This is a genomic window from Sphingobium lactosutens (assembly GCF_013393185.1).
Classification (GTDB): domain Bacteria; phylum Pseudomonadota; class Alphaproteobacteria; order Sphingomonadales; family Sphingomonadaceae; genus Sphingobium; species Sphingobium lactosutens_A.
Genome location: NZ_QJQX01000043.1, coordinates 1 through 19364, shown reverse-complemented (window position 1 = coordinate 19364; position 19364 = coordinate 1). Strand labels below are relative to the sequence as shown.

Genomic DNA, 19364 nt, shown 5'->3' with positions numbered 1-19364 from the left:
CTAGAGCATCGAGCCTTTAATCGGACGCATATCCAGCGGCTTTGAGGAAGTTCCAGCATTCGTCAGGCGTGTAGAGGTCGCAGATATTGCCGATGGCCTGCCATAGGGCATGGATGGTCCTTGCGCCGGTGCGGCGCAGATGGGCTTTGAGTTTGGAGAAAGCCATTTCGATCGGGTTGAGGTCGGGGCTGTATGGTGGAGTGAAGAGGAACCATGCGCCCCGGGCCTTCAATATGGCCTTGGCTTTTTCACTTTTGTGGCTGGAGAGATTGTCGAGGATGACGACATCGCCCGGCTTGAGGGTCGGGGCGAGTTGGGTTTCGACATAGGTTTCGAAGGTTGTGCGGTTCATGGGGCAGTCGATGACCCATGGCGCGGTCAGTCCATCACAGCGCAGCGCCGCGATGAAGGTCTGGGTTTTCCAGTGGCCAAAGGGCGCTCGCGCCTTGAGGCGCTGGTCACGGCGGGCCCGTCCTCGCAGCCGTGTCATCTTCGTCGTGGTTGCCGTTTCGTCGATGAAGACCAGCCGATGCGGCGCCTTGCGCAAGCTGGACTGCCGATAAACGCGCCAGTTCCTGCGCGCCTGGGCAACATCATCGCGTCCGCACTCCGAGGCCAGCAGCGTTTTTTTTGAAGCTGTAGCCGGCCTTGAGCAGCGCACGCGACAATGAGGCAGGATGGGCCCGAACGCCGGTTGCCGCGACAAGTCTGGCCGACAGTTCGGGCATGGTGATGTCCGGCTCGGCATCGACCCATGTCATCAAGGCCGCCATATGCGGTGCCAGCTTGCCATCACCGGGTGGACGCCCTTGCCGGGCAGGTGCCGATGATCCCGTCCTCCCCACCCGCTGCGCCAGCTTCACAGCGCAACTGGGGCTCACCCCAAAATGACGCGATGCTGACCGACGCGATTGCCCGGCTGCAATGTGATCGGCAATCCGGTCCCGAAGATCGGCTGAATAGGCTTTCCCCATGATCCACCTCCATCAACGGTGAATCATATTCTCGCTCCTCTGAAAATCCCCAGATTCCTATTTCAGGCACGATGCTCTATCCTCGCCTCGTCCGCAGTGAAGGCGACTGGCGGCTGGTGCGCGACCGGTTGCGCCGCGCATGGGAGTTTGGCGAGATCACCCGCCCGGTGCGTCTGACCGTAGAAAGCCTGGAACGGTTCAACGGCGCCCTTGTCGAGGGCGTTCCGCATTTCATCACCATCGCGGAGCAGGGAATAGCCCTCTATCAGATGGTTGGCTTGCGCTTGCTAGCGCCGCGTCACCTCCCCGTGCGCGACCGGGCCATACGCGGCGTCGCGGAATATCGGCGCTGGCACAGGAACGGATGCGATTTTCTGGCGGGCGCGACCTTCTACCGGGATCAGGGCAATGCGTCTTTGGCGGCGCTGCTGCTGCATCAGGCGTGCGAACATTTTTATCAATGCGTGCTGTGGTCGATCATGCTCCATGGCCCGCGCACCCACGCGCTGGACGAATTGCGCGAAGCCGCCGAATCGCTCGACGCGCGCCTATGTTCGGCGTGGCCGCGAGACAGCCGGTTCGAGCGCCGCGCCTTCGGCTGCATCCGTCGAGCCTATGTCGAGGCGCGCTATGGGCGATCCTACCGCATCTCGCCGCAGGAACTGGCATGGGCGTTCGCCCGAGTCGAGATATTGGCGGAACGGGCGGCGTGCGTCTGCGCCGATCATCAAGCCTCGCTTGTCGCAGGGCCGCCAGCGCCAACGCTCCCACCACCCAAAGAACGAATCATGATTACTACGCTTCCCCAGCCCATCCACCGCGCCGATATGCTGCAACGGACATGGCGGATTGTGCACCACGCGCGTCCGTCGCGGGTCCGATGGAATCGGCTGATTCCTTTTCACCGCTTATGGTGTTCGGGCAGGTTCACGGGATGGGTCGATCGTATTCCCCTGGTTATGATCGGCCTGTGTTTCTTTATGGCTGGCGCGGAGGCCCTATGGCCGGTGAGGTCCGTCCATCCCGCGCAGGCAGCCCGTTCAAAACCCGCCGACCCGTCCGCCGTGTTGGACTTCAATGTGCGCGCGGACACTGTGCTGGGCGCGGTTACGGACATTGCCGAGCGAGCGGGCTACCGGGTCAAAGCCAACGAGGATATTTGGGCGGTGCGTTGGACCGGAGGCTATCGCGCCAAGGCGACGACCTTCGACGCGCTGGCGGACATACTCTATGGGTCCGGCCTTTGCCCCGCGATCAGGAACGACATCATTTCCGTGCGTTATTGCGACAAGAGCAGCCCGCCGATTGTTGCAACGATCGAATATCAGGCGCAACCGGATGGAAGCGCGCTCTTGGAGGTTCCTCGCTAGCCGTACCTGGTCGCGGCTTCCGCACATGCGGGTTGCCATCCTTGACGCGGGATAGCGCGGGTAGGCCCGCCCGACACTGAGCGCCGCAGTGGCGCGACCTTTCTCCGATTCGAGGAAGAAAGAGGCGCTGCCTCTCTCTCCCTGCAAGGCCATGCTTTGGTGGCCGTGGCTCGCTGCGCTGCGCCCGCACCACCCACCGGCACCAGACCTTGCCCCCTCTCTCTCCGCCCCTCGCCGGGTCGGCAGGGGTCATGCGCGGCATGACCCGCTGCGCGGATTGGAAGGGAGTGAAGATCATGACCAAGCAAGACCCCCACAGCCGCATCACCGACCGCATATTGGCCGAGCTGAAACAAGGCACCCGCCCATGGCTGAAACCTTGGAGCGGAGGCGACATGGCCGCATCGGGGCAAACCCGACCGCTGCGCGCCACCGGCCAGCCCTATCGTGGGATCAATGTTCTGCTGTTGTGGATCGAGGCGCAGGCATCCGGCTTTGTCAGCCCGTCATGGATGACCTACAAGCAGGCACAAGCCTTGGGCGCACAGGTGCGCAAGGGCGAGCGCGGCGCAACCGTGGTCTATTATGGCGACAGCAGCAGGACCGTGCATGACGAGGCGAGCGGCGAGGAACGGGAAAAGGCGTTCCGTTTCCTGAAGACCTATACCGTTTTCAATGTGGCGCAGATCGACGGATTGCCCGAGCGATTCCGTATCGTGCCGGAACCCTCGCCGGAAATGGAGCGAATCGAATCGGCCGAGGCGTTCTTTGCCAGCATCCCGGCAACCGTGAACCACGGCGGCGATAAGGCGTATTATGTGCCGTCAGCCGACCGCATCCAGCTTCCGCCCTTCGCCGCTTTCCACGATGCCCACGGCTATCACACCACCAGAGGCCATGAAACCGTGCACTGGACTCGCCATGAGACCCGCCTTGATCGCAGCTTTGGCCGCGAGAAATGGGGTGACGAAGGCTATGCCCGCGAGGAGTTGGTTGCCGAGCTAGGTGCGGCCTTCCTTGCCGCCGACCTTGGGCTTTGTATCGAGCCGCGCCCAGATCATGCGAGCTATATCGCGAGCTGGATCAAGGTCCTGCAAAACGATACCCGCGCCATTGTGCAGGCCGCAGCCCATGCCGAGCGCGCCGTGGCCTTTCTGCACCAACTGGCCACGCCCGAAGCGATCAAGGATGCGGCATAGCCCGGCGATGATCAGGGCCGCCCCAAGTAGGGGCGGCCACCTTGTTTGAGCCACCCACCCAGCCCCATGCGCGGGCCGCTCCCTTTGGTCGCGGCTTGTGGTATAAGCATAGTGTGTTGAATGTGATTCTCGATTGCAGCGGGACCGAACTGGGGCCTTTTTGTGGGGCCTATCGCACTTCTCACATTCAATAAATATTTGAAAATGCAGATAGAACTGCGGCGAATTGGATTCCGGCTCGGCCTCCAAAATATTTCCGGCGCGGCCTTTTCCATCGACTTGCCGCCCCGGCGCCGTTTAAGACAGGCGGCATGATGAAGCTTTTCATTGGCAACAAGGCCTATTCGAGCTGGTCGCTGCGCGGCTGGCTGGCGTGCAAGCTGTCCGGCATTCCGTTCGAGGAGGTGGTCGTCCCCCTCTATGACGAGGAATGGGAGAAACGGCGTGAAGGCGATGAGTTCGCCCCCTCCTCCGGCAAGGTGCCGATCCTCTGGGACGGCGACGACATCGTCGTGTGGGACAGCCTGGCGATCGTCGAATATCTGAACGAGAAGACTGGCGGCGACATGTTCTGGCCGGCCGATCCTGCCGCCCGCGCCATGGCCCGATCCATGGCGGCGGAAATGCACAGCAGCTTTGCCGCACTGCGCCGCGAGCACAGCATGAACATCCGACAGATCTATGCGCCCGTCCCGCCTTCCGAAGCGGTGGCGCAGGATATTGCCCGCATCATGCAGCTTTGGGCGCAGGCCCGCGCGCGTTATGGCGGCGACGGCGAATTTCTGTTCGGTGCGTTCGGCGCGGTCGACCTGATGTTCGCGCCGGTCGTGACGCGCTTCATCACCTATCAGCTTCCGGTCGCGCGGTTCGCCGAGGCCTATATGCGATCGGTCATCGCCCATCCCTGGATGCAGGAATGGATCGGCGGCGCGCAGGCGGAAGACTGGGTGATCGACCGGTTCGAAGTGCCGCCGCAGACGGCCTGAACGCCATGACCGACACGCCCGAACCCACGCCGGAAAAAGCCAAGGAGGCGCGCGCGCGGGAAGCTGCGGCGATCCGTCGCCGCTGGATCACGCTGGGCGAATTGCTGGCGGTGGTGGCGGCGCTGATTTCCGGCCTGACCCTCTATCTCAACTGGTCCGACAAGCGCGACGAGCGGGACGCCAAGGCGGCGGAGAGCAGCAAGGCGTCCGCGCGGGCCGCGCGGCTGGTTCTGAATGCGCAGACGGACGGCGACGACCGGCTGACGCTCAAGCCGGCCGATCCCGACCAGTTGGTGCAGAGCCAGACCATCGCCTTTCCCAAGGCGCTGGGCATCGCCCCGGTGGAGACGACGGGCGAGCCGCGAATCGAGGGAAGCTGGTTCGAGGATGCCCTCAAGCGGCGGCGGGCCAAGGCGAAGCTGCCCGACGGCAGCGTCGGTGACGAGCGGCTGCCGGTGGCGATCACCACCCGCTTCGTCGTGAACGGCGAGCCGCATGAGGATGTCGCGCTGTACGACATCGGCTATGGAATTGCCGGCAAATGGCTGTCGGGGCACAAGCTGACGCTGCGCGGCCTGTCGATGGTGCGGCATGTCAAGGCCGATGGTGCGCAGGCGGCGCTCGATGCGCGCTGGGCTGGCTTGCCCGCCTCGCGCTGACCAAAGAAAAGGGGCCGCCTTGCGGCAGCCCCCTCTCGTTCATCCCGAGGGATGACGGTTTTTAGCCGACGATTTCTTCGGGCTTGAAGAAATAGGCGATCTCGATCGCGGCATTTTCTTCGCTGTCCGAACCATGGACCGAATTGGCTTCGATCGATTCGGCCAGTTCCTTGCGGATGGTGCCGGCGTCGGCATTGGCGGGATTGGTGGCGCCCATGACGTCGCGGTTGCGCTTCACAGCGTCTTCACCTTCCAGAACCTGGACGACGACCGGGCCAGAGATCATGAAGGCGACGAGGTCGGCGAAGAAAGGGCGTTCCTTGTGAACGGCATAGAAGCCTTCGGCCTGCTCGCGGCTCATGCGGATGCGCTTGGAAGCGACGATACGCAGACCGGCTTCCTCCAGCATCTTGGCGACCGCGCCGGTCAGGTTGCGACGGGTCGCGTCGGGCTTGATGATCGAGAAAGTGCGCGTGACGGCCATGGCCCTCATAACTCCGGATTGTTGGAATAAAGTTGCGCGCCCTTTAGACGCGGCCGTGCTGCACCGCAAGAGCATTAACCGTGCGCACAGGGCGCGTCATGGCCCCTGCACCCATTTGCGCCCTTCCTGCCGCCAGAAGCGGGGCTCGACGCCGTCTGCTTTGCTAAGGGCGCGCCAGCTGGCGCGTGCGCCGTCGATCGTGTCGGCATCGAAGAAATAGAAGGCGCGCTCAAAGCCCAGCGCTTCCTCGCGCCAGATGCCGTCCGCCAGCGCGATATGGCGCGCGCCATTGGCGGCGTCGCAGGTGGCGCTGAGCAGGATCGGCTGATGCGCCTCACCGCCCTCGCCCGCCCTGCCATGGGCCAGGAAGCTTTCGGACGGTCCGGCCCAGAGACCCGTGGAGATGCGCTCCAGCCGGTCCGGCTCCTGCGCGACCACCAGCAGCCGCGCGCCGAGGCCCAGGATGCGGCCGGCGATGGCGGGCAGCACCTGATCCACGGGATCGCGGCTGAGCTGGTAGAAATCGACCTGCATGATTCCAAATCCTGGTTCCGTTCGCCTGAACCTGTCACCCTTTCTTCAAAGAGAAAGAAAGGGGCTTCGACAGGCTCAGCCCGAACGGATGAGGGGACGGATCAGTTTTCGAACTTGTCCGCGACCAGACGGTCGATCAGGCGCACGCCATAACCGGTTGCGCCCTTGTCCCAGGTGGCGCCGGGCTTGTCGGCCCAGACCATGCCGGCGATATCGAGATGCGCCCACTTCACGCCATCCTCGATAAATCGCTTGAGGAACTGGGCGGCGGTGATCGAACCGGCATAGCGCGCCCCCATATTCTTCATGTCGGCGATCGGGCTGTCGATCAGCTTGTCATAGGCGGGCAGCAACGGGAAGCGCCACAGCGGATCGCCCGCCGCCTGCCCCGCCGCGATCAGGTCGTTGGCGAGACCATCGTCATTGGCGAACAGGCCCGCATATTCATGGCCGAGCGCGACGATCATCGCGCCGGTCAGGGTCGCAAGGTCGATCACGACTTCGGGCTGATAGGTGCGCTGCGCCCAGGTCAGCGCATCGCATAGCACCAGACGGCCTTCGGCGTCAGTGTTGATGACCTCGATCGTCTGGCCCGACATGGAGGTAACGACATCGCCGGGACGCTGGGCGTTGCCGTCGGGCATATTTTCCACAAGGCCGCAGATGCCGACGACCCGCGCCTTCGCCTTGCGGCCCGCCAGCGCCTTCATCGCGCCGGCGACAGCGCCTGCGCCGCCCATGTCCCACTTCATGTCTTCCATGCCAGCGCCGGGCTTCAGCGAAATGCCGCCGGTGTCGAAGGTCACGCCCTTGCCGACGAAGACGACCGGCTTTTCGGTCGCACCATTTGTGCCGTCCCACTCCATCGCGATCAGCCGCGCTTCACGGACGGATCCTTGGGCAACGCCGAGCAGCGAGCCCATGCCCAGTTCTTCCATCGCCGCCTTGTCGAGGACGGTGATCTTGATGCCCAGCTGCTCCAGCGGGCGACAGCGTTCGACAAAGCTTTCGGGATAGAGAATGTTCGCCGGTTCCGACACGAGTTCGCGGGTGAAGGCGACACCTGCCGCGATCGCCGACAGCTTTTCCCATGCCGCTTCCACGCCGGTCGCCACCAGCGTCACGGTCTTGAGCGTCGGCTTGGCCTTTTCGGGCTGACGGGTGCGGTAGGTGTCGATGCGCCAGCCGCGTAGTTGTGCGCCGAAGGCCAGATGCGCCGCTTTCTCGGCGCTCGCGCCGCCGACAAATTCGACAGCCGCATGCACGGCACCGCTGACATTCAGCTTGGCGGTCAGAGCGGCGCCGGCCTTTTCATAATCCTGCTCGCTCCCCGCGCCGACGCCCAGCAGCAGCACGCGGACCGTCTTGCCGCCTTCCTCGACGAAGCTTTCGAAGCTGGTGCCGGTTTCGCCGGTGAAGCGGGAAGCCGTCGCACCTGCCGCAAGGGTCGATGCCGCAGACAGCGGCAGGCCGTCGACGCCGCCCTTGGGCACGGCGAAGGCCAAAGTGTCGGCATCGGGACGGGTGGGGCTGAACTGGATATCCATCTGGGCTCTTTTCCTCTTGCGGCCATGGGCGGCGAACACCGCGCTCTTGATTGCCCAGATAGTGCGCTTTCCCCGTCTGGCAAAGCCGTTCGACCGATTTTGCCCATCAGCATGCGCTACGGACGATTGCGGATGGGCAATCAGTGCGATAGGCGGAATGGCTGATGCGCCCGTTCATGAGGCCTTACCGCTTGCAAAACGCCCTGTTCCCCCTTTCCTTCCGCGCCGCATTGCTAGGTGGCGTCACGCTCGCCACCAGTCCGGCAGCGCTGGCGCAACAGCTCAACGAGCCGCAGGCGCCAGTCAGCGCTCCCGATGCGCCGGTCCCGCAAAATGAGGACCAGATCGGCTTCGCAGCCGATGCCCTGCAATATGACAGCAACAGCGAAGTCGTCACCGCGCAGGGCAATGTCCAACTGCTGCGCGACGGCAACCGCCTGCGTGCCGACAGGGTCGTGTGGGACCGCAACAGCGGCAAGGTGGAAGCGCAGGGTAATGTCTCCGTCATCGATCCCGAAGGCAATATCGCCTATGGCGACCGGTTCGATGTTACCGACACGCTGAAGGACGGCGCGGTCGACAATATGCTGCTGGTGCTTCAGTCCGGCGGTCGGCTCGCGGCCAACAAGGGCGAGCGCGTCAACGGCGTCTACACGCTCCACCGTGCCACCTATACCGGCTGCGCGGTCGAGGACAGCGATGGCTGTCCCAAGGAGCCGACCTGGCAGATCAATGCCATCCGGGTGATCTATGACCCGACCCGCGAGCGGGTAACTTACAAAAATGCCAATGTCGAGCTGTTCGGCCTACCGCTGATCCCACTGCCAGGCCTCAGCCACCCGGTCGGCGACAATGGCGGCAGCGGATTGCTGGTGCCGAACCTGCGCTATGACCGAAACAACGGGTTCGAAGTCGCGCTGCCCTATTATTTCAAGCTGGCCCCCAATCGCGACGTCACCATCACGCCGCACGTCTACACTGACACGCTACCGATGGTGGAAACCAATTATCGGCATCTGTGGGACCGCGGCGCTTACCAGATCACCGGCTATGTCACCCATGGCCGCCGTGTCGGCATCGGCGATTCCGACACGGTCGCCGCCAATTCGCAGAAGGACATTCGCGGCTATCTCGACGCCAGTGGCGCGCTGCAACTATCGCCCGAATGGAGCGTCGACGGATCGATCCGCGTCGCCACCGACCGCACCTTCCTGCGCCGCTACGATATCAGCCGGGAGGACCGGTTGCGCTCGACCATCGGCGCGCAACGGATCGGCGAGAATAGCTATCTCTCGATTCGCGGCTGGGCTGTGCAGACGCTCCGCCAGGGCGATTCGCAGGGACAGACGCCGATCGCCCTGCCGGTCATCGACTATCGACTGCGGATGAAGGACCCCTGGCTGGGAGGCGTACTCCAGCTTCAAGCCAATACGCTGGCCATCACCCGCACCCATGGGCAGGACACGCAGCGTGCGTTCGCCGGGGCGGAATGGAACAAGCGCCTGCTGACCGGCATGGGGCAGGAAGTCACCTTCACCGGCTATCTGCGCGGCGACGTCTATCATAGCAGCGACAATCTGCTGACCGATGTCGTCAGCTATGCCGGCGATCCGGGCTGGCAGGCGCGCGGCATCGCCGCAGCAGCCGTCGATGTCCGCTGGCCCTTCGTCGGCGAAGCCTTTGGCGGCGTACAGCGCATCGCGCCGCGGGTGCAGATCGTCGCCGCACCCCATCTCGCCAACCTGTCGCTGCCCAATGAGGACGCCCGCGCCGTCGATCTGGAGGATAGCAACCTTTTCGCGCTCAACCGCTTTGCCGGCTATGACCGGTTCGAGGACAGTTCGCGCGTCACTTACGGGCTGGAATATAGTCTGGACCTGCCCAATTTCTCGCTTCAGAGCATCGTCGGGCAAAGCTATCGCCTCGACGATCGCACCAGCATTCTGCCCGATGGCACCGGGCTGTCCGACCGCACGTCCGACATCGTCGGACGGACCACGATCCGTTACAAGGACTTCATCGCCTTCACCCACCGCTTCCGGCTGGACAAGGACAATCTGTCAGTCCGCCGGAACGAGATCGACGCCACGGTCGGCAGCAAGAAGACCTATGCCATGATCGGCTATCTGCGCCTGAATCGCGACGCCATGTCCGCCCTCGAGGATTTGCAGGATCGCGAGGAACTGCGTCTGGGCGGCCGCGTCCAGTTCGCCCGCTTCTGGTCGGTCTTCGGCTCGACTGTCATCGACCTGACCGATGCGAAGGAGGATCCGGGCAGCCTGTCCGACGGTTATCAGCCGGTCCGCCATCGACTGGGCATCGCCTATGAGGATGATTGCCTTACCCTCGGCTTCACCTGGCGGCGCGATTATCAGACCAATGGCGACGCCCGAAAGGGCGATGGTTTCGCGCTACGGCTAGCTTTCCGCAATATTGGCATATAAGGATCACGCTTCCCGCGTTCCCGTCAGGGCTGGTTAAGGCGGATCGGTGCACAAAGCGCCGGACCGTATTGGAGATTATTGCCGACGATGCTGCCTGTCGTTTCCACGCCCAACCGCATGATCCGCGGCGTTCGTTCCGGTTTGCGCGCGCTGTTTCTCTCCTCCGCTTTGCTCAGCATCGGCATCCAGTCGACCGCTGCGCAGACCGTCGATGACAGAGACGATGTCGCGTCGCAGCAGCTCAACCTGCCCAAGGACGTCACCGTCTTCGGCAAGAGCGATCCCAATGTCCGCAAGGCGACGGCGATCGTGAATGGCCGCATCATCACCGGTACCGACGTCGACCAGCGCCTCGCCCTCATCATCACCGCCAATGGCGGCAAGGTGGAAGCGGAAGAGAAGGAGCGCCTGCGCGTGCAGGTGCTGCGCAACCTGATCGACGAGACGCTCCAGATCCAGGAAGCCGCCGCCAACGACATCAAGGTCGACCCGGCCGAAATCAACCAGAGCTATGAGCGGGTCGCCGCCAATTTCCGCCAGTCGCCGACCCAATTCGACGCCTACCTGCGCGAAAAGGGCAGCTCGTCCGCCAGCATCAAGCGCCAGATCGAGGGCGAGCTTGCCTGGAGCCGCCTGCAACGCCGCAACATCCAGCCCTTCGTCAACGTGTCGGAGGAGGAAGTGAAGTCGGTGGTCGACCGCCTCAACGCCGCCAAGGGCAGCGACGAGTTCCGCATCGGCGAAATCTATCTGTCCGCGACCCCGGAAAATCGCGAGCAGATCATGGCGAACGCTCGCAACATCATCCAGCAGATCCAGCAGGGCGGCAGCTTCCAGGCCTATGCCCGGCAATTCTCCGAAGCGTCGACGGCTGCCGTCGGCGGTGATCTGGGCTGGATTCGCCCCGCACAGCTGCCGACCGAACTCGCGCAGGCCGCGGCGGAAATGCAGGTCGGCCAGATTGCCGGCCCAATCGAGACGGTCGGCGGCGTGTCGCTGATCTATGTGATGGACAAGCGCAAGGTGCTGACCGCCGATCCGCGCGACGCGCTGCTCAGCCTCAAGCAGCTGTCGGTTCTCTTCCCGCAGGGTACCACCAAGGAGCAGGCCAGCGCCAAGGCCGCGAGCTTCGCCGCCGCGGTCAAGGAGATCAAGGGTTGCGGCCAGGCCAATGAGGTCGGAGCGAAGATCGGCGCCGACGTGGTCGACAACGACAATGTGAAGGTGCGCGACCTGCCGCCGCAGCTTCAGGATATTCTGACGAACCTCCAGGTGGGCGAGGCCACCCCACCCTTCGGCTCCATCAACGACGGCGTGCGCGTGCTGGTGGTGTGCGGCCGCGACGATCCGGCGTCGGCCAATGCGCCCAATGCCGACCAGATCATGGCGCAGCTTGAAGAGGAACGGGTGAACAAGCGCGCGCGCATCTATCTGCGCGATCTCCGCCGTGACGCCGTCATTGAATATAACTGACGCCGCGCCCCTCGCACCCTTTGCGGTGTCCCTCGGCGACCCCGCCGGGATCGGGCCGGAAATTGTCGCCAAGAGCTGGGTCATGCGGGAAGCGCGCGGCTTGCCGCCCTTCTTCGCGGTCGGTGACGCAGCGTCGCTGCGCGCGGTATGGCTTGGCCCGATCGCGACGATCAGCGCGCCCGAGGAAGCGGCAGACGCATTCGGCTCCGCCCTGCCCTGCCTTCAGGTCGCTGACGCCGGCCAGATCGTACCGGGCACGCCCAGCATCGACGGCGCGCGCACCGCCTTTCAGTCGCTGGAGGTCGCGGTCGGCCTGGCGCGGACCGGATCGGCCGCCGGGATCGTCACGGCCCCGGTGGGCAAGGAACAGCTTTACGGTGTCGGCTTCACTCATCCCGGCCAGACGGAGTTCGTCGCGGAGCGCTGCGGCGTTGCGCCACATAACGCGGTAATGATGCTGGCCGGCCCGTCGCTCAAGGTCGTGCCGATCACCATCCATATCCCGCTGGCCGACGTGCCTTCGGTGTTGACCATCGATCTGATCCGTGCGCGCGCGCTGACTACCGCCAAGGGATTGCAGCGCAATTTCGGCATTGCCCGTCCGCGTCTGGCGGTCGCCGGACTCAATCCCCATGCGGGCGAAAATGGCGCATTGGGGCGCGAAGAGATCGATATCATCCGTCCTGCCATCAATTCGCTGCGGGAGGAAGGGCTGGACATTTTCGGACCGCTGGCCGCCGACGGCATGTTCCATGCTCGCGCGCGCGAAAGCTATGACGCGGCGCTCTGCATGTATCATGATCAGGCGCTCATCCCGATCAAGACGCTGAATTTCGACGATGGCGTCAATATCACGCTGGGCCTGCCGATCGTGCGCACATCGCCCGATCATGGCACCGCCTTCGGTATCGCCGGCACCGACAGCGCCAATCCCGGCGCGATGATGGCCGCGCTCAAGATGGCGGCCGAAGCCGCCCGCGCCCGTATCGCTTATGGCTGAATCCCGCGCAGCACTGCCGCCGCTGCGTGAGGTCATCGCGCGGCATGGCCTCAATGCCAGCAAGGCGCTGGGGCAGAATTTCCTGTTCGACGAACAATTGCTCGACCGGATCGCGGCTATTCCCGGCTCGCTCAAGGACGCGCGCGCGTTCGAGGTCGGCCCTGGTCCAGGCGGACTGACGCGGGCGATCCTGCGAACGGGCGCGCAACTGGTCGCGGTTGAGCGGGACCAGCGCTGCCTGCCTGCGCTGGCCGAGTTGCAGGAGGCTTTTCCCGATCAGTTGCGGGTGATTTCCGGCGATGCGATGCAGGTCGATGCCCGCGCGCAAGTGGGCGAAGGCGCGCACATCATCGCGAACCTGCCCTATAATGTCGGCACGCCGCTGCTGGTCGGCTGGCTTTCGACGGACTGGTCGCCGCTCCCCTGGTGGCAGAGCCTGACGCTGATGTTCCAGATGGAAGTGGCCGAGCGGATCGTCGCGAAGCCCGGCACCGATCATTATGGACGGCTCGCCATATTGTCGCAGTGGCGCAGCGAGGCGAAGATCGCGATGAAGGTACATCGCAGCGCCTTCACCCCGCCGCCCAAGGTCATGTCGGCGGTGGTGTACCTGATCCCGAAACCCTCGCCCGAGGGCGTGCAGCTCAAGCATCTGGAGCGGCTGACGGCCGCCGCCTTCGGCCAGCGGCGCAAGATGCTGCGCCAGAGCCTAAAAGGCCTGCCCGGCGCGCTGGCGGCGCTGGAGGCCGAAGGGATCGACCCGCAGCGCCGCGCGGAAACCGTCAGCGTCGAGGAATTTGTCGCCGTCGCCCGGCGATTGAGCAACGGCTGATCTTTATTGCCGCATCGCTTATAGGGCGAAGCCGATACCCACTTTTGCGCGCGATGCTCTCGTTTCAGTTCTTCTCGCGATCGAGATCGGCGATTTCGTCGTCTATGTCGCGCAGCGCGTCGGCGCGATCAACGGCCGGCATGCGGGCAGCGGCGATCTGGGCGCGGGCGGCGACCAGCCCCTGACGCGCCGCCACTTTGCCCATGCGTTCCGCCTGGCGGGCCTGCGCCTCGATCGCGCGCTCGCAGATGCGGACACGGATATGGCGGCGGCCGTCGGAACCGGTCCATTCGCGGTGGCTGGTCGCGCTCGACTGATTGCTATCGCATCCTTCGCGAACGTCGACCACCGGCACCATGCGGGCGATTTCCGCTTCGGTGGGGATGCGATGGGTTTCGATGCGGCCATCGGCGTGGGTGACGGTGATGCGCCCCTTCTCGCTGCGCACCGTCACCGGCGGCACGGGCGGAACCGGCGGGATGGGCGCGACCATGTCGGCGGCAGGGGGTACCGGAGGAACCGGCGGCAGCGGCGCGGCCTGGGGCTGCGGATCGGTACGGTGCCACGCCTGGGGTTCGGCAGGTTCGGCCGGCTCAGCGGGAACCGCTGGCACAGCCGGAACGGCGGCAACGACCGGAATGCTAGCCTGGGCCGGCTGGGCAACCAGATCGGTCAGACGAGCGAGGTCGGCGCTTTCGACCTTCTCGGTGATCGCTGCCATCTGTTGCGCGGCGCGGCTGCCCGATGCGGTGAGGGCGAGGCCGGTGGCGGTGACGAGGGCGACGGCCGCCATGCCCCAGCTGATGCGCCGCAGCGATGTTTCATGAGTCGACAACATTTTCAGCCTCCCTTTGAGCGTGGCGAGACGGGTGAGATGGCAGGCGCCGGCAAATTGCCGGCCGCCGGCGGCTTTCAGGATGGCGCGGCCATAGGCATGGGCCTGGTCGGTGCCGTAGAGCGAAAGGACGCGCGCGTCGCAGGCGGTTTCCTGGTCGGCGCGATAGGCGCGATAGGCGATCCAGGCGACCGGATTGCACCAGTGGATCGCCAGCAGCAGCAGCGCGATCATGTTGGCGGTCAGGTCGCCGCGTTCATGATGCGCCCGCTCATGGGCGATCGCCATATCCTGTTCCTGCGGATCGTAGCGCAGCGCGAAATCGACCGGCAGGACGATGAAGGGCCGGAAAATGCCGAAGGCGAGCGGTCCGGGAGCCTGCGGACTGGTGACGATGCTGATGCGGCCTTCCCGGTCGATCTCCGTCGATCCCGCCAATATGTGGCGGCGAAAGCGGATATAGCCGACCGCCTGCACCGCCACGAAAACCAGAAGGCCGCTCAGCCAGACCGCGATTGTGATTTCCAGCCAGGGCAGGCCCGGCGTCGTGTCGGTCATGGCGCCGGCGGGCGCATCGTTGAGGATCGCAGGCAGTCCCGTCTGATCGACCGCGACATGCAGCGGTGAGGGATCAGCGACATTGTCGGGCAGCGCGGGCATCAGCATGCGCGCCAACGGCAAGGCCCAGAGCATATAGGCTGCCCCTGCCCCGAGCCAGCGCGCAACCGGCCGCCGCAACATCATGACCAGCGCCATGAGCAGGGTGGTGGCGATCAGGGTTTCGACGATCCAGACGCTCATGATTTCAACCCTCTCAGGATTTCCTCAAGCTCGGCGATATCGTCCGCCGTCAACTGATCCTGGCTTGCCAGCTGGGCGACCAGTGGCGACACGCGCCCGCCGAACAGCCGGTTCACCAGCCGCCCGGATTCGCCCGCGACATAATCGTCGCGCGCCACTAGTGGGCGATAGAGAAAACGGCGGCCATCCTGGTCCGCGGCGATGACATCCTTGGCCATCAGCCGCGACAGGAGCGTCTTGACGGTTTGAAGGCTCCAGTCGCGATCGGCGGCAACGCGATCGGCGACGTCATTGGCGGTCTGCGGCGCCAGTTCCCACAGCGCTTCCATCACCACCAGTTCCGCCTCGCTGATCTTCTCGCTCACCTGTCCAACACCCGACTCGAACTATAACAACTACGACTGTAGTCGCATCGATTACGGATGTAGTCAATAGGATGCCGCTGGTGATGGCGCGACGCTTTCATGCGGTGGAACTGGATGCGTCGGGAATTTTGACAAAGTGCGCGCGATCGATTTGCGCGTTAACCTTCGGGACGGGCGGAAAACCTGTCCTGTCCCATAATGGCATGGCGATTGCGTAGTTTAGGACATTCCCACCGTTCAACTACCGGGGGATGCAGGCAGGTCTCCGTCGGCATCCCCCCACCCGGTGATTCTTCCTTCCCGATGATCTGATGCAGGCCGCCCTCTTCCGGAACGACCTCGGATGAAACGAGGCGAGAAACGGCCATTTTCTACCGCTCCTTCTCCCTCGGAGGGAGAAGGATACGAAGCCTTACCGCGTAGCGGTTAGGCAGAGTTGGATGAGGGGAACTGGCGCAAGTTCAGCCTATTTTCCCGAGGTTGCGTCCCCCTCACCCAGCTACGACTAGGCAGCACGCTGCCCAGTCTGCGCAGCCTCGGCCAGAGGCACGTGACTCTGGCCGCCCGCCCAAGGGGAGAGGGATTAAGAATGTCCGCTCTCCACCCTGCGCGGACATGAAAAAAGGCGGCCCGAACCGGACCGCCCTCCTCGAATTGCTTTGTCAGCGCCACTCAGTTGGCGGCAGCGACGCCTTGGTCGGTCATCAACTGCTGGAGTTCGCCCGCCTCGTACATTTCCATCATGATGTCGCTGCCGCCGACAAATTCGCCCTTCACATAAAGCTGGGGAATGGTCGGCCAGTCGGAAAAGGCCTTGATCCCCTGACGCACGGCCTGATCCTGAAGCACGTCGACCGTGTCATAGGCGACGCCCAGATGTTCCAGGATCGCGATGGCACGGCTGGAGAAACCGCACTGGGGGAAAAGCGGCGTGCCCTTCATGAAAAGCACGACATCATTGCCGTTAACGATCTCGGCGATCCGCTGCTGCACGGCGTCGGTCATTGTTGTTGGTCCAATTCTTTCTGGCGGCACCATCGGGCGCGCAAATGTCTAGATAGCCGTTAGTTGGGAACGGCGGTGGTGAGTTGCAAGGCGTGGAGCACGCCGCCCATGCGACCACCCAGTGCGGCATAGACCGCACGCTGCTGAGCCACGCGAGTCATGCCCCGGAAACTTTCCGACACCACGCGCGCGGCATAGTGATCGCCATCGCCGGCGAGGTCGGTAATCTCGACTTCCGCATCGGGAATGGCGGCCTTGATCATGGCCGCAATATCGTCGGCTGCCATTGGCATGGGACAGGCTGCCTTACTGGGCTTCGATGAACATGCGGCGGGCGATCACCGCCTGCTCGTCCAGTGCGGTGCGCACGCCGGCTTCGTCGATGTCGATGCCGGCCGAGGTCATGTCGCCCACCAGCTTGCGGATGACATCCTCGTCACCTGCCTCCTCAAAATCGGCCTGCACGACGGCCTTGGCATAGGCGTCGGTTTCTTCCGGGGTCAGACCCATCTTCACAGCGGCCCATTCGCCCAGCAGCCGGTTGCGGCGCGCCTGGATGCGGAACTGCATTTCCTGATCGTGGGCGAACATATTTTCGAACGCCTTTTCGCGATCGTCGAAGGTGGTCATGAGTCTAGGCCCCGTTGAAAGCTGTATAAGACCGAGAGATAGGCAAAAGCGCGAATTTAAGCAACGGCGCGAACGAGCGAGGGAGCGATCCAGGGACGTTCCTGCGCCACCTTTGCCTCATAGCCGTCGATCGCATCGCCCTGATCCAGCGTCAGGCCGATCTCATCCAGTCCGCCCAGCAGGCAATGCTTGCGGAAGGGATCGATCTCGAAGCTGAAGCGATCCTGGAACCGGGTCGTGACGGTCTGCGATTCCAGATCGACGTGAATTGGATCGGGAGTCCCATTGATTCCTTGCGCGACCTCCATCAACCGATCGATCGCGTCCTGCGGCAGGACCACGGTCAGGATGCCGTTCTTGAACGCGTTGCCGGAAAAGATGTCGGAGAAGCTGGGCGCGATCACCACCTTGATGCCGAGGTCGCCAAGCGCCCAGGCGGCATGTTCGCGGCTGGAGCCGCAGCCGAAATTGTCACCCGCGATCAGGATCGGGCTGCCGGCATAGGCGGGATCGTCGAAGACGTTGCCCGGTTCCTTGCGCAGCACCTCGAACGCGCCCTTGCCAAGGCCGGAGCGCGAGATGGTCTTGAGCCAATGCGCCGGGATAACGATGTCCGTGTCGACATTCTTCATGCCGAACGGATAGGCCCGGCCGTCGACGACGTTCAGCTTTTCCATCAATGAACCTTCTTCGTCTCAGCCGCCGGCGTGTCTTCGGCGCGGCCCAGCGTCGCGGCCATCGCCGCGCTGGCGAGCGCACCCAGCGTCAGCAGCCAGAAAATCTTCTTCATGCGACCATCCCCTCTTTATCGTTCAACATCGCGCGAACGTCGGTCAGGCGGCCGGTGATGGCCGCCGCCGCCGCCATTTCGGGCGACACCAGATGGGTGCGCGATCCCGGTCCCTGACGGCCCATGAAATTGCGGTTGCTGGTCGAGGCGCAGCGTTCGCCCGCGGGCACCTTGTCCGGGTTCATGCCGAGGCAGGCCGAGCAGCCCGGCTCGCGCCATTCGAAACCGGCGTCGAGGAAGATGCGGTCGAGGCCTTCCTCCTCCGCCTGCCGCTTGACCAGACCGGAGCCGGGGACGACCATCGCATGCTTGATGCCCGAGGCGATATGGCGCCCCTTGAGCAGCGACGCGGCGGCGCGCAGATCCTCGATCCGGCTGTTGGTGCAGCTGCCGATGAAGACATGCTCGATCGCGACATCCTCCATCCGCTGCCCGGCGACGAGGCCCATATAGTCGAGCGACTTCTGGGCGGCGGCCTGCTTGGACGGGTCGGCGAAGCTCTGCGGATCGGGGACCACGCCGGTCACGGGCACGACATCCTCCGGGCTGGTGCCCCAGGTGACGTTGGGCACGATGTCGGCGGCGTCGATGACCACGGTCTTGTCGAAGACCGCGCCCTCGTCAGTGACGAGCGTCTTCCACCAGGCGACGGCTGCGTCGAAATCCGCCCCCTTGGGCGCCATAGGGCGGTCGCGCAGATAGGCGAACGTCTTTTCGTCGGGCGCGAACAGGCCCGAGCGCGCGCCCGCCTCGATCGACATATTGGCGACGGTCAGGCGCCCTTCGATCGACATGTCGCGGAAGACGGAGCCGCGATATTCCATGACATAGCCGGTGCCGCCCGCCGTGCCGATCGTGCCGCAGATCGCCAGCGCCACATCCTTGGGCGTGACGCCGGGCGCAAGTTCGCCATCGACGACGACCGCCATCGTCTTCGACTGTTTCAGCAGCAGCGTCTGGGTGGCGAGCACATGCTCGACCTCCGACGTGCCGATGCCGAAGGCCAGCGCGCCCAGCGCACCATGAGAGCTGGTGTGGCTGTCGCCGCAGACCAAAGTCGTGCCCGGCAGCGTGAAGCCCTGTTCCGGGCCGACGACATGGACGATGCCCTGTTCCGCATCAGCGTCGCCGATCAGGCGGACCCCGAATTCGGGCGCATTGCGTTCCAGCGCGGCCAGCTGCTGCGCGCTTTCGGGATCGGCGATGGGAATGCGATTGCCCTGCGCGTCGCGGCGCGGGGTCGTGGGCAGGTTATGATCGGGCACCGCGAGCGTAAGATCGGGCCGGCGCACCTTACGGCCGGCGAGGCGAAGCCCCTCGAACGCCTGCGGGCTCGTCACTTCATGGACGAGGTGACGATCGATATAGATAAGGCAGGTGCCATCGGGACGCCGTTCGACAACGTGCGCGTCCCAGATCTTCTCATAGAGGGTGCG

19 protein-coding genes are annotated in these 19364 nt (G+C 64.2%); 8 read left to right on the top strand and 11 right to left on the bottom strand.

Translation table 11 applies throughout. The features are described 5' to 3' along the window. Positions 1 to 16: 16 nt before the first annotated feature. A protein-coding gene (locus DM806_RS11005) for an IS630 family transposase (RefSeq protein ID WP_179041815.1) occupies positions 17 to 974 on the bottom strand; the annotation gives its coding sequence in 2 pieces (ribosomal slippage) (positions 17 to 653 and positions 652 to 974; 960 coding nt in all). A gap of 71 nt (positions 975 to 1045) precedes the next feature. Between DM806_RS11005 and DM806_RS11000 the strand changes: the two genes are divergently transcribed. The 4 genes from DM806_RS11000 (at position 1046) to DM806_RS10985 (ending at position 5188) form a co-directional block, all read left to right on the top strand. After that, positions 1046 to 2344, top strand: a complete 1299-nt coding sequence (locus DM806_RS11000) for a HEPN domain-containing protein (protein WP_179043277.1) — start codon at positions 1046 to 1048, stop codon at positions 2342 to 2344. Positions 2345 to 2640: 296 nt separating this feature from the next. Beyond that, positions 2641 to 3543: an ArdC family protein gene (locus DM806_RS10995; RefSeq protein WP_179043276.1), complete on the top strand. Its 903-nt coding sequence runs from the start codon at positions 2641 to 2643 to the stop codon at positions 3541 to 3543. A gap of 311 nt (positions 3544 to 3854) precedes the next feature. After that, complete coding sequence (locus DM806_RS10990) at positions 3855 to 4529, top strand: glutathione S-transferase family protein (protein ID WP_179043275.1); 675 nt, start codon at positions 3855 to 3857, stop codon at positions 4527 to 4529. A 5-nt stretch (positions 4530 to 4534) separates the two neighbouring features. Continuing rightward, positions 4535 to 5188 (top strand): hypothetical protein, encoded by a 654-nt coding sequence (locus DM806_RS10985; RefSeq protein ID WP_179043274.1) that lies wholly within the window; start codon positions 4535 to 4537, stop codon positions 5186 to 5188. A 61-nt stretch (positions 5189 to 5249) separates the two neighbouring features. Here the strand turns inward: DM806_RS10985 and ndk are convergent, their stop codons facing one another. The 3 genes from ndk to DM806_RS10970 all read right to left on the bottom strand — a co-directional run bounded on the left by ndk (position 5250) and on the right by DM806_RS10970 (position 7753). Next, the gene (gene ndk / locus DM806_RS10980; protein ID WP_179043273.1) at positions 5250 to 5672 is read right to left on the bottom strand and encodes a nucleoside-diphosphate kinase; all 423 of its coding nucleotides are present in this window, start codon (positions 5670 to 5672) and stop codon (positions 5250 to 5252) included. A gap of 96 nt (positions 5673 to 5768) precedes the next feature. After that, the gene (locus DM806_RS10975) at positions 5769 to 6206 is read right to left on the bottom strand and encodes a DNA polymerase III subunit chi (protein WP_179043272.1); all 438 of its coding nucleotides are present in this window, start codon (positions 6204 to 6206) and stop codon (positions 5769 to 5771) included. 101 nt (positions 6207 to 6307) lie between these two features. Continuing rightward, positions 6308 to 7753 (bottom strand): leucyl aminopeptidase, encoded by a 1446-nt coding sequence (locus DM806_RS10970; RefSeq protein ID WP_179043271.1) that lies wholly within the window; start codon positions 7751 to 7753, stop codon positions 6308 to 6310. Positions 7754 to 7929: 176 nt separating this feature from the next. Here DM806_RS10970 and DM806_RS10965 point away from each other — a divergent pair, with 176 nt between their 5' ends. From DM806_RS10965 to rsmA, 4 genes are all read left to right on the top strand, one after another. Beyond that, entirely contained in the window at positions 7930 to 10197 is a 2268-nt protein-coding gene (locus DM806_RS10965; RefSeq protein WP_179043270.1) for an LPS-assembly protein LptD, read from the top strand. Positions 10198 to 10284: 87 nt separating this feature from the next. After that, the gene (locus DM806_RS10960) at positions 10285 to 11670 is read left to right on the top strand and encodes a peptidylprolyl isomerase (protein WP_179043269.1); all 1386 of its coding nucleotides are present in this window, start codon (positions 10285 to 10287) and stop codon (positions 11668 to 11670) included. Continuing rightward, positions 11657 to 12670 carry a 4-hydroxythreonine-4-phosphate dehydrogenase PdxA gene (pdxA, locus tag DM806_RS10955; RefSeq protein WP_179043268.1) on the top strand — a complete coding sequence of 338 codons (1014 nt, stop codon included), beginning with the start codon at positions 11657 to 11659 and terminating at the stop codon, positions 12668 to 12670. Before DM806_RS10960 ends, pdxA begins: the two co-directional genes overlap by 14 nt. Then, entirely contained in the window at positions 12663 to 13502 is an 840-nt protein-coding gene (gene rsmA, locus DM806_RS10950) for a 16S rRNA (adenine(1518)-N(6)/adenine(1519)-N(6))-dimethyltransferase RsmA (RefSeq protein WP_179043267.1), read from the top strand. The genes pdxA and rsmA overlap by 8 nt, the downstream gene beginning before the upstream one ends. Positions 13503 to 13566: 64 nt before the next feature. On the opposite strand, the gene DM806_RS10945 is transcribed toward rsmA, so the two are convergent. The 7 genes from DM806_RS10945 to leuC form a co-directional block, all read right to left on the bottom strand. Next, complete coding sequence (locus DM806_RS10945) at positions 13567 to 15138, bottom strand: M56 family metallopeptidase (RefSeq protein WP_179043266.1); 1572 nt, start codon at positions 15136 to 15138, stop codon at positions 13567 to 13569. Then, entirely contained in the window at positions 15135 to 15503 is a 369-nt protein-coding gene (locus DM806_RS10940; protein ID WP_179043265.1) for a BlaI/MecI/CopY family transcriptional regulator, read from the bottom strand. Before DM806_RS10940 ends, DM806_RS10945 begins: the two co-directional genes overlap by 4 nt. 672 nt (positions 15504 to 16175) lie before the next feature. Next, positions 16176 to 16508, bottom strand: coding sequence for a Grx4 family monothiol glutaredoxin (gene grxD / locus DM806_RS10935; RefSeq protein ID WP_179043264.1), 333 nt, complete (start codon positions 16506 to 16508; stop codon positions 16176 to 16178). A gap of 59 nt (positions 16509 to 16567) precedes the next feature. Then, a complete protein-coding gene (locus tag DM806_RS10930; RefSeq protein WP_179043263.1) occupies positions 16568 to 16801 on the bottom strand; it encodes a BolA family protein in 234 nt (77 codons plus the stop codon). Between the two features lie 13 nt (positions 16802 to 16814). Then, positions 16815 to 17138: a DUF1476 domain-containing protein gene (locus DM806_RS10925; protein WP_179043262.1), complete on the bottom strand. Its 324-nt coding sequence runs from the start codon at positions 17136 to 17138 to the stop codon at positions 16815 to 16817. Positions 17139 to 17194: 56 nt separating this feature from the next. Further along, on the bottom strand, positions 17195 to 17815 hold the full coding sequence (leuD, locus tag DM806_RS10920; protein WP_179043261.1) for a 3-isopropylmalate dehydratase small subunit: 621 nt from the start codon (positions 17813 to 17815) through the stop codon (positions 17195 to 17197). Between the two features lie 109 nt (positions 17816 to 17924). Next, positions 17925 to 19364 (bottom strand): 3-isopropylmalate dehydratase large subunit (leuC, locus tag DM806_RS10915; protein WP_179043136.1); only part of this gene is annotated, 1440 nt, incomplete at its 5' end.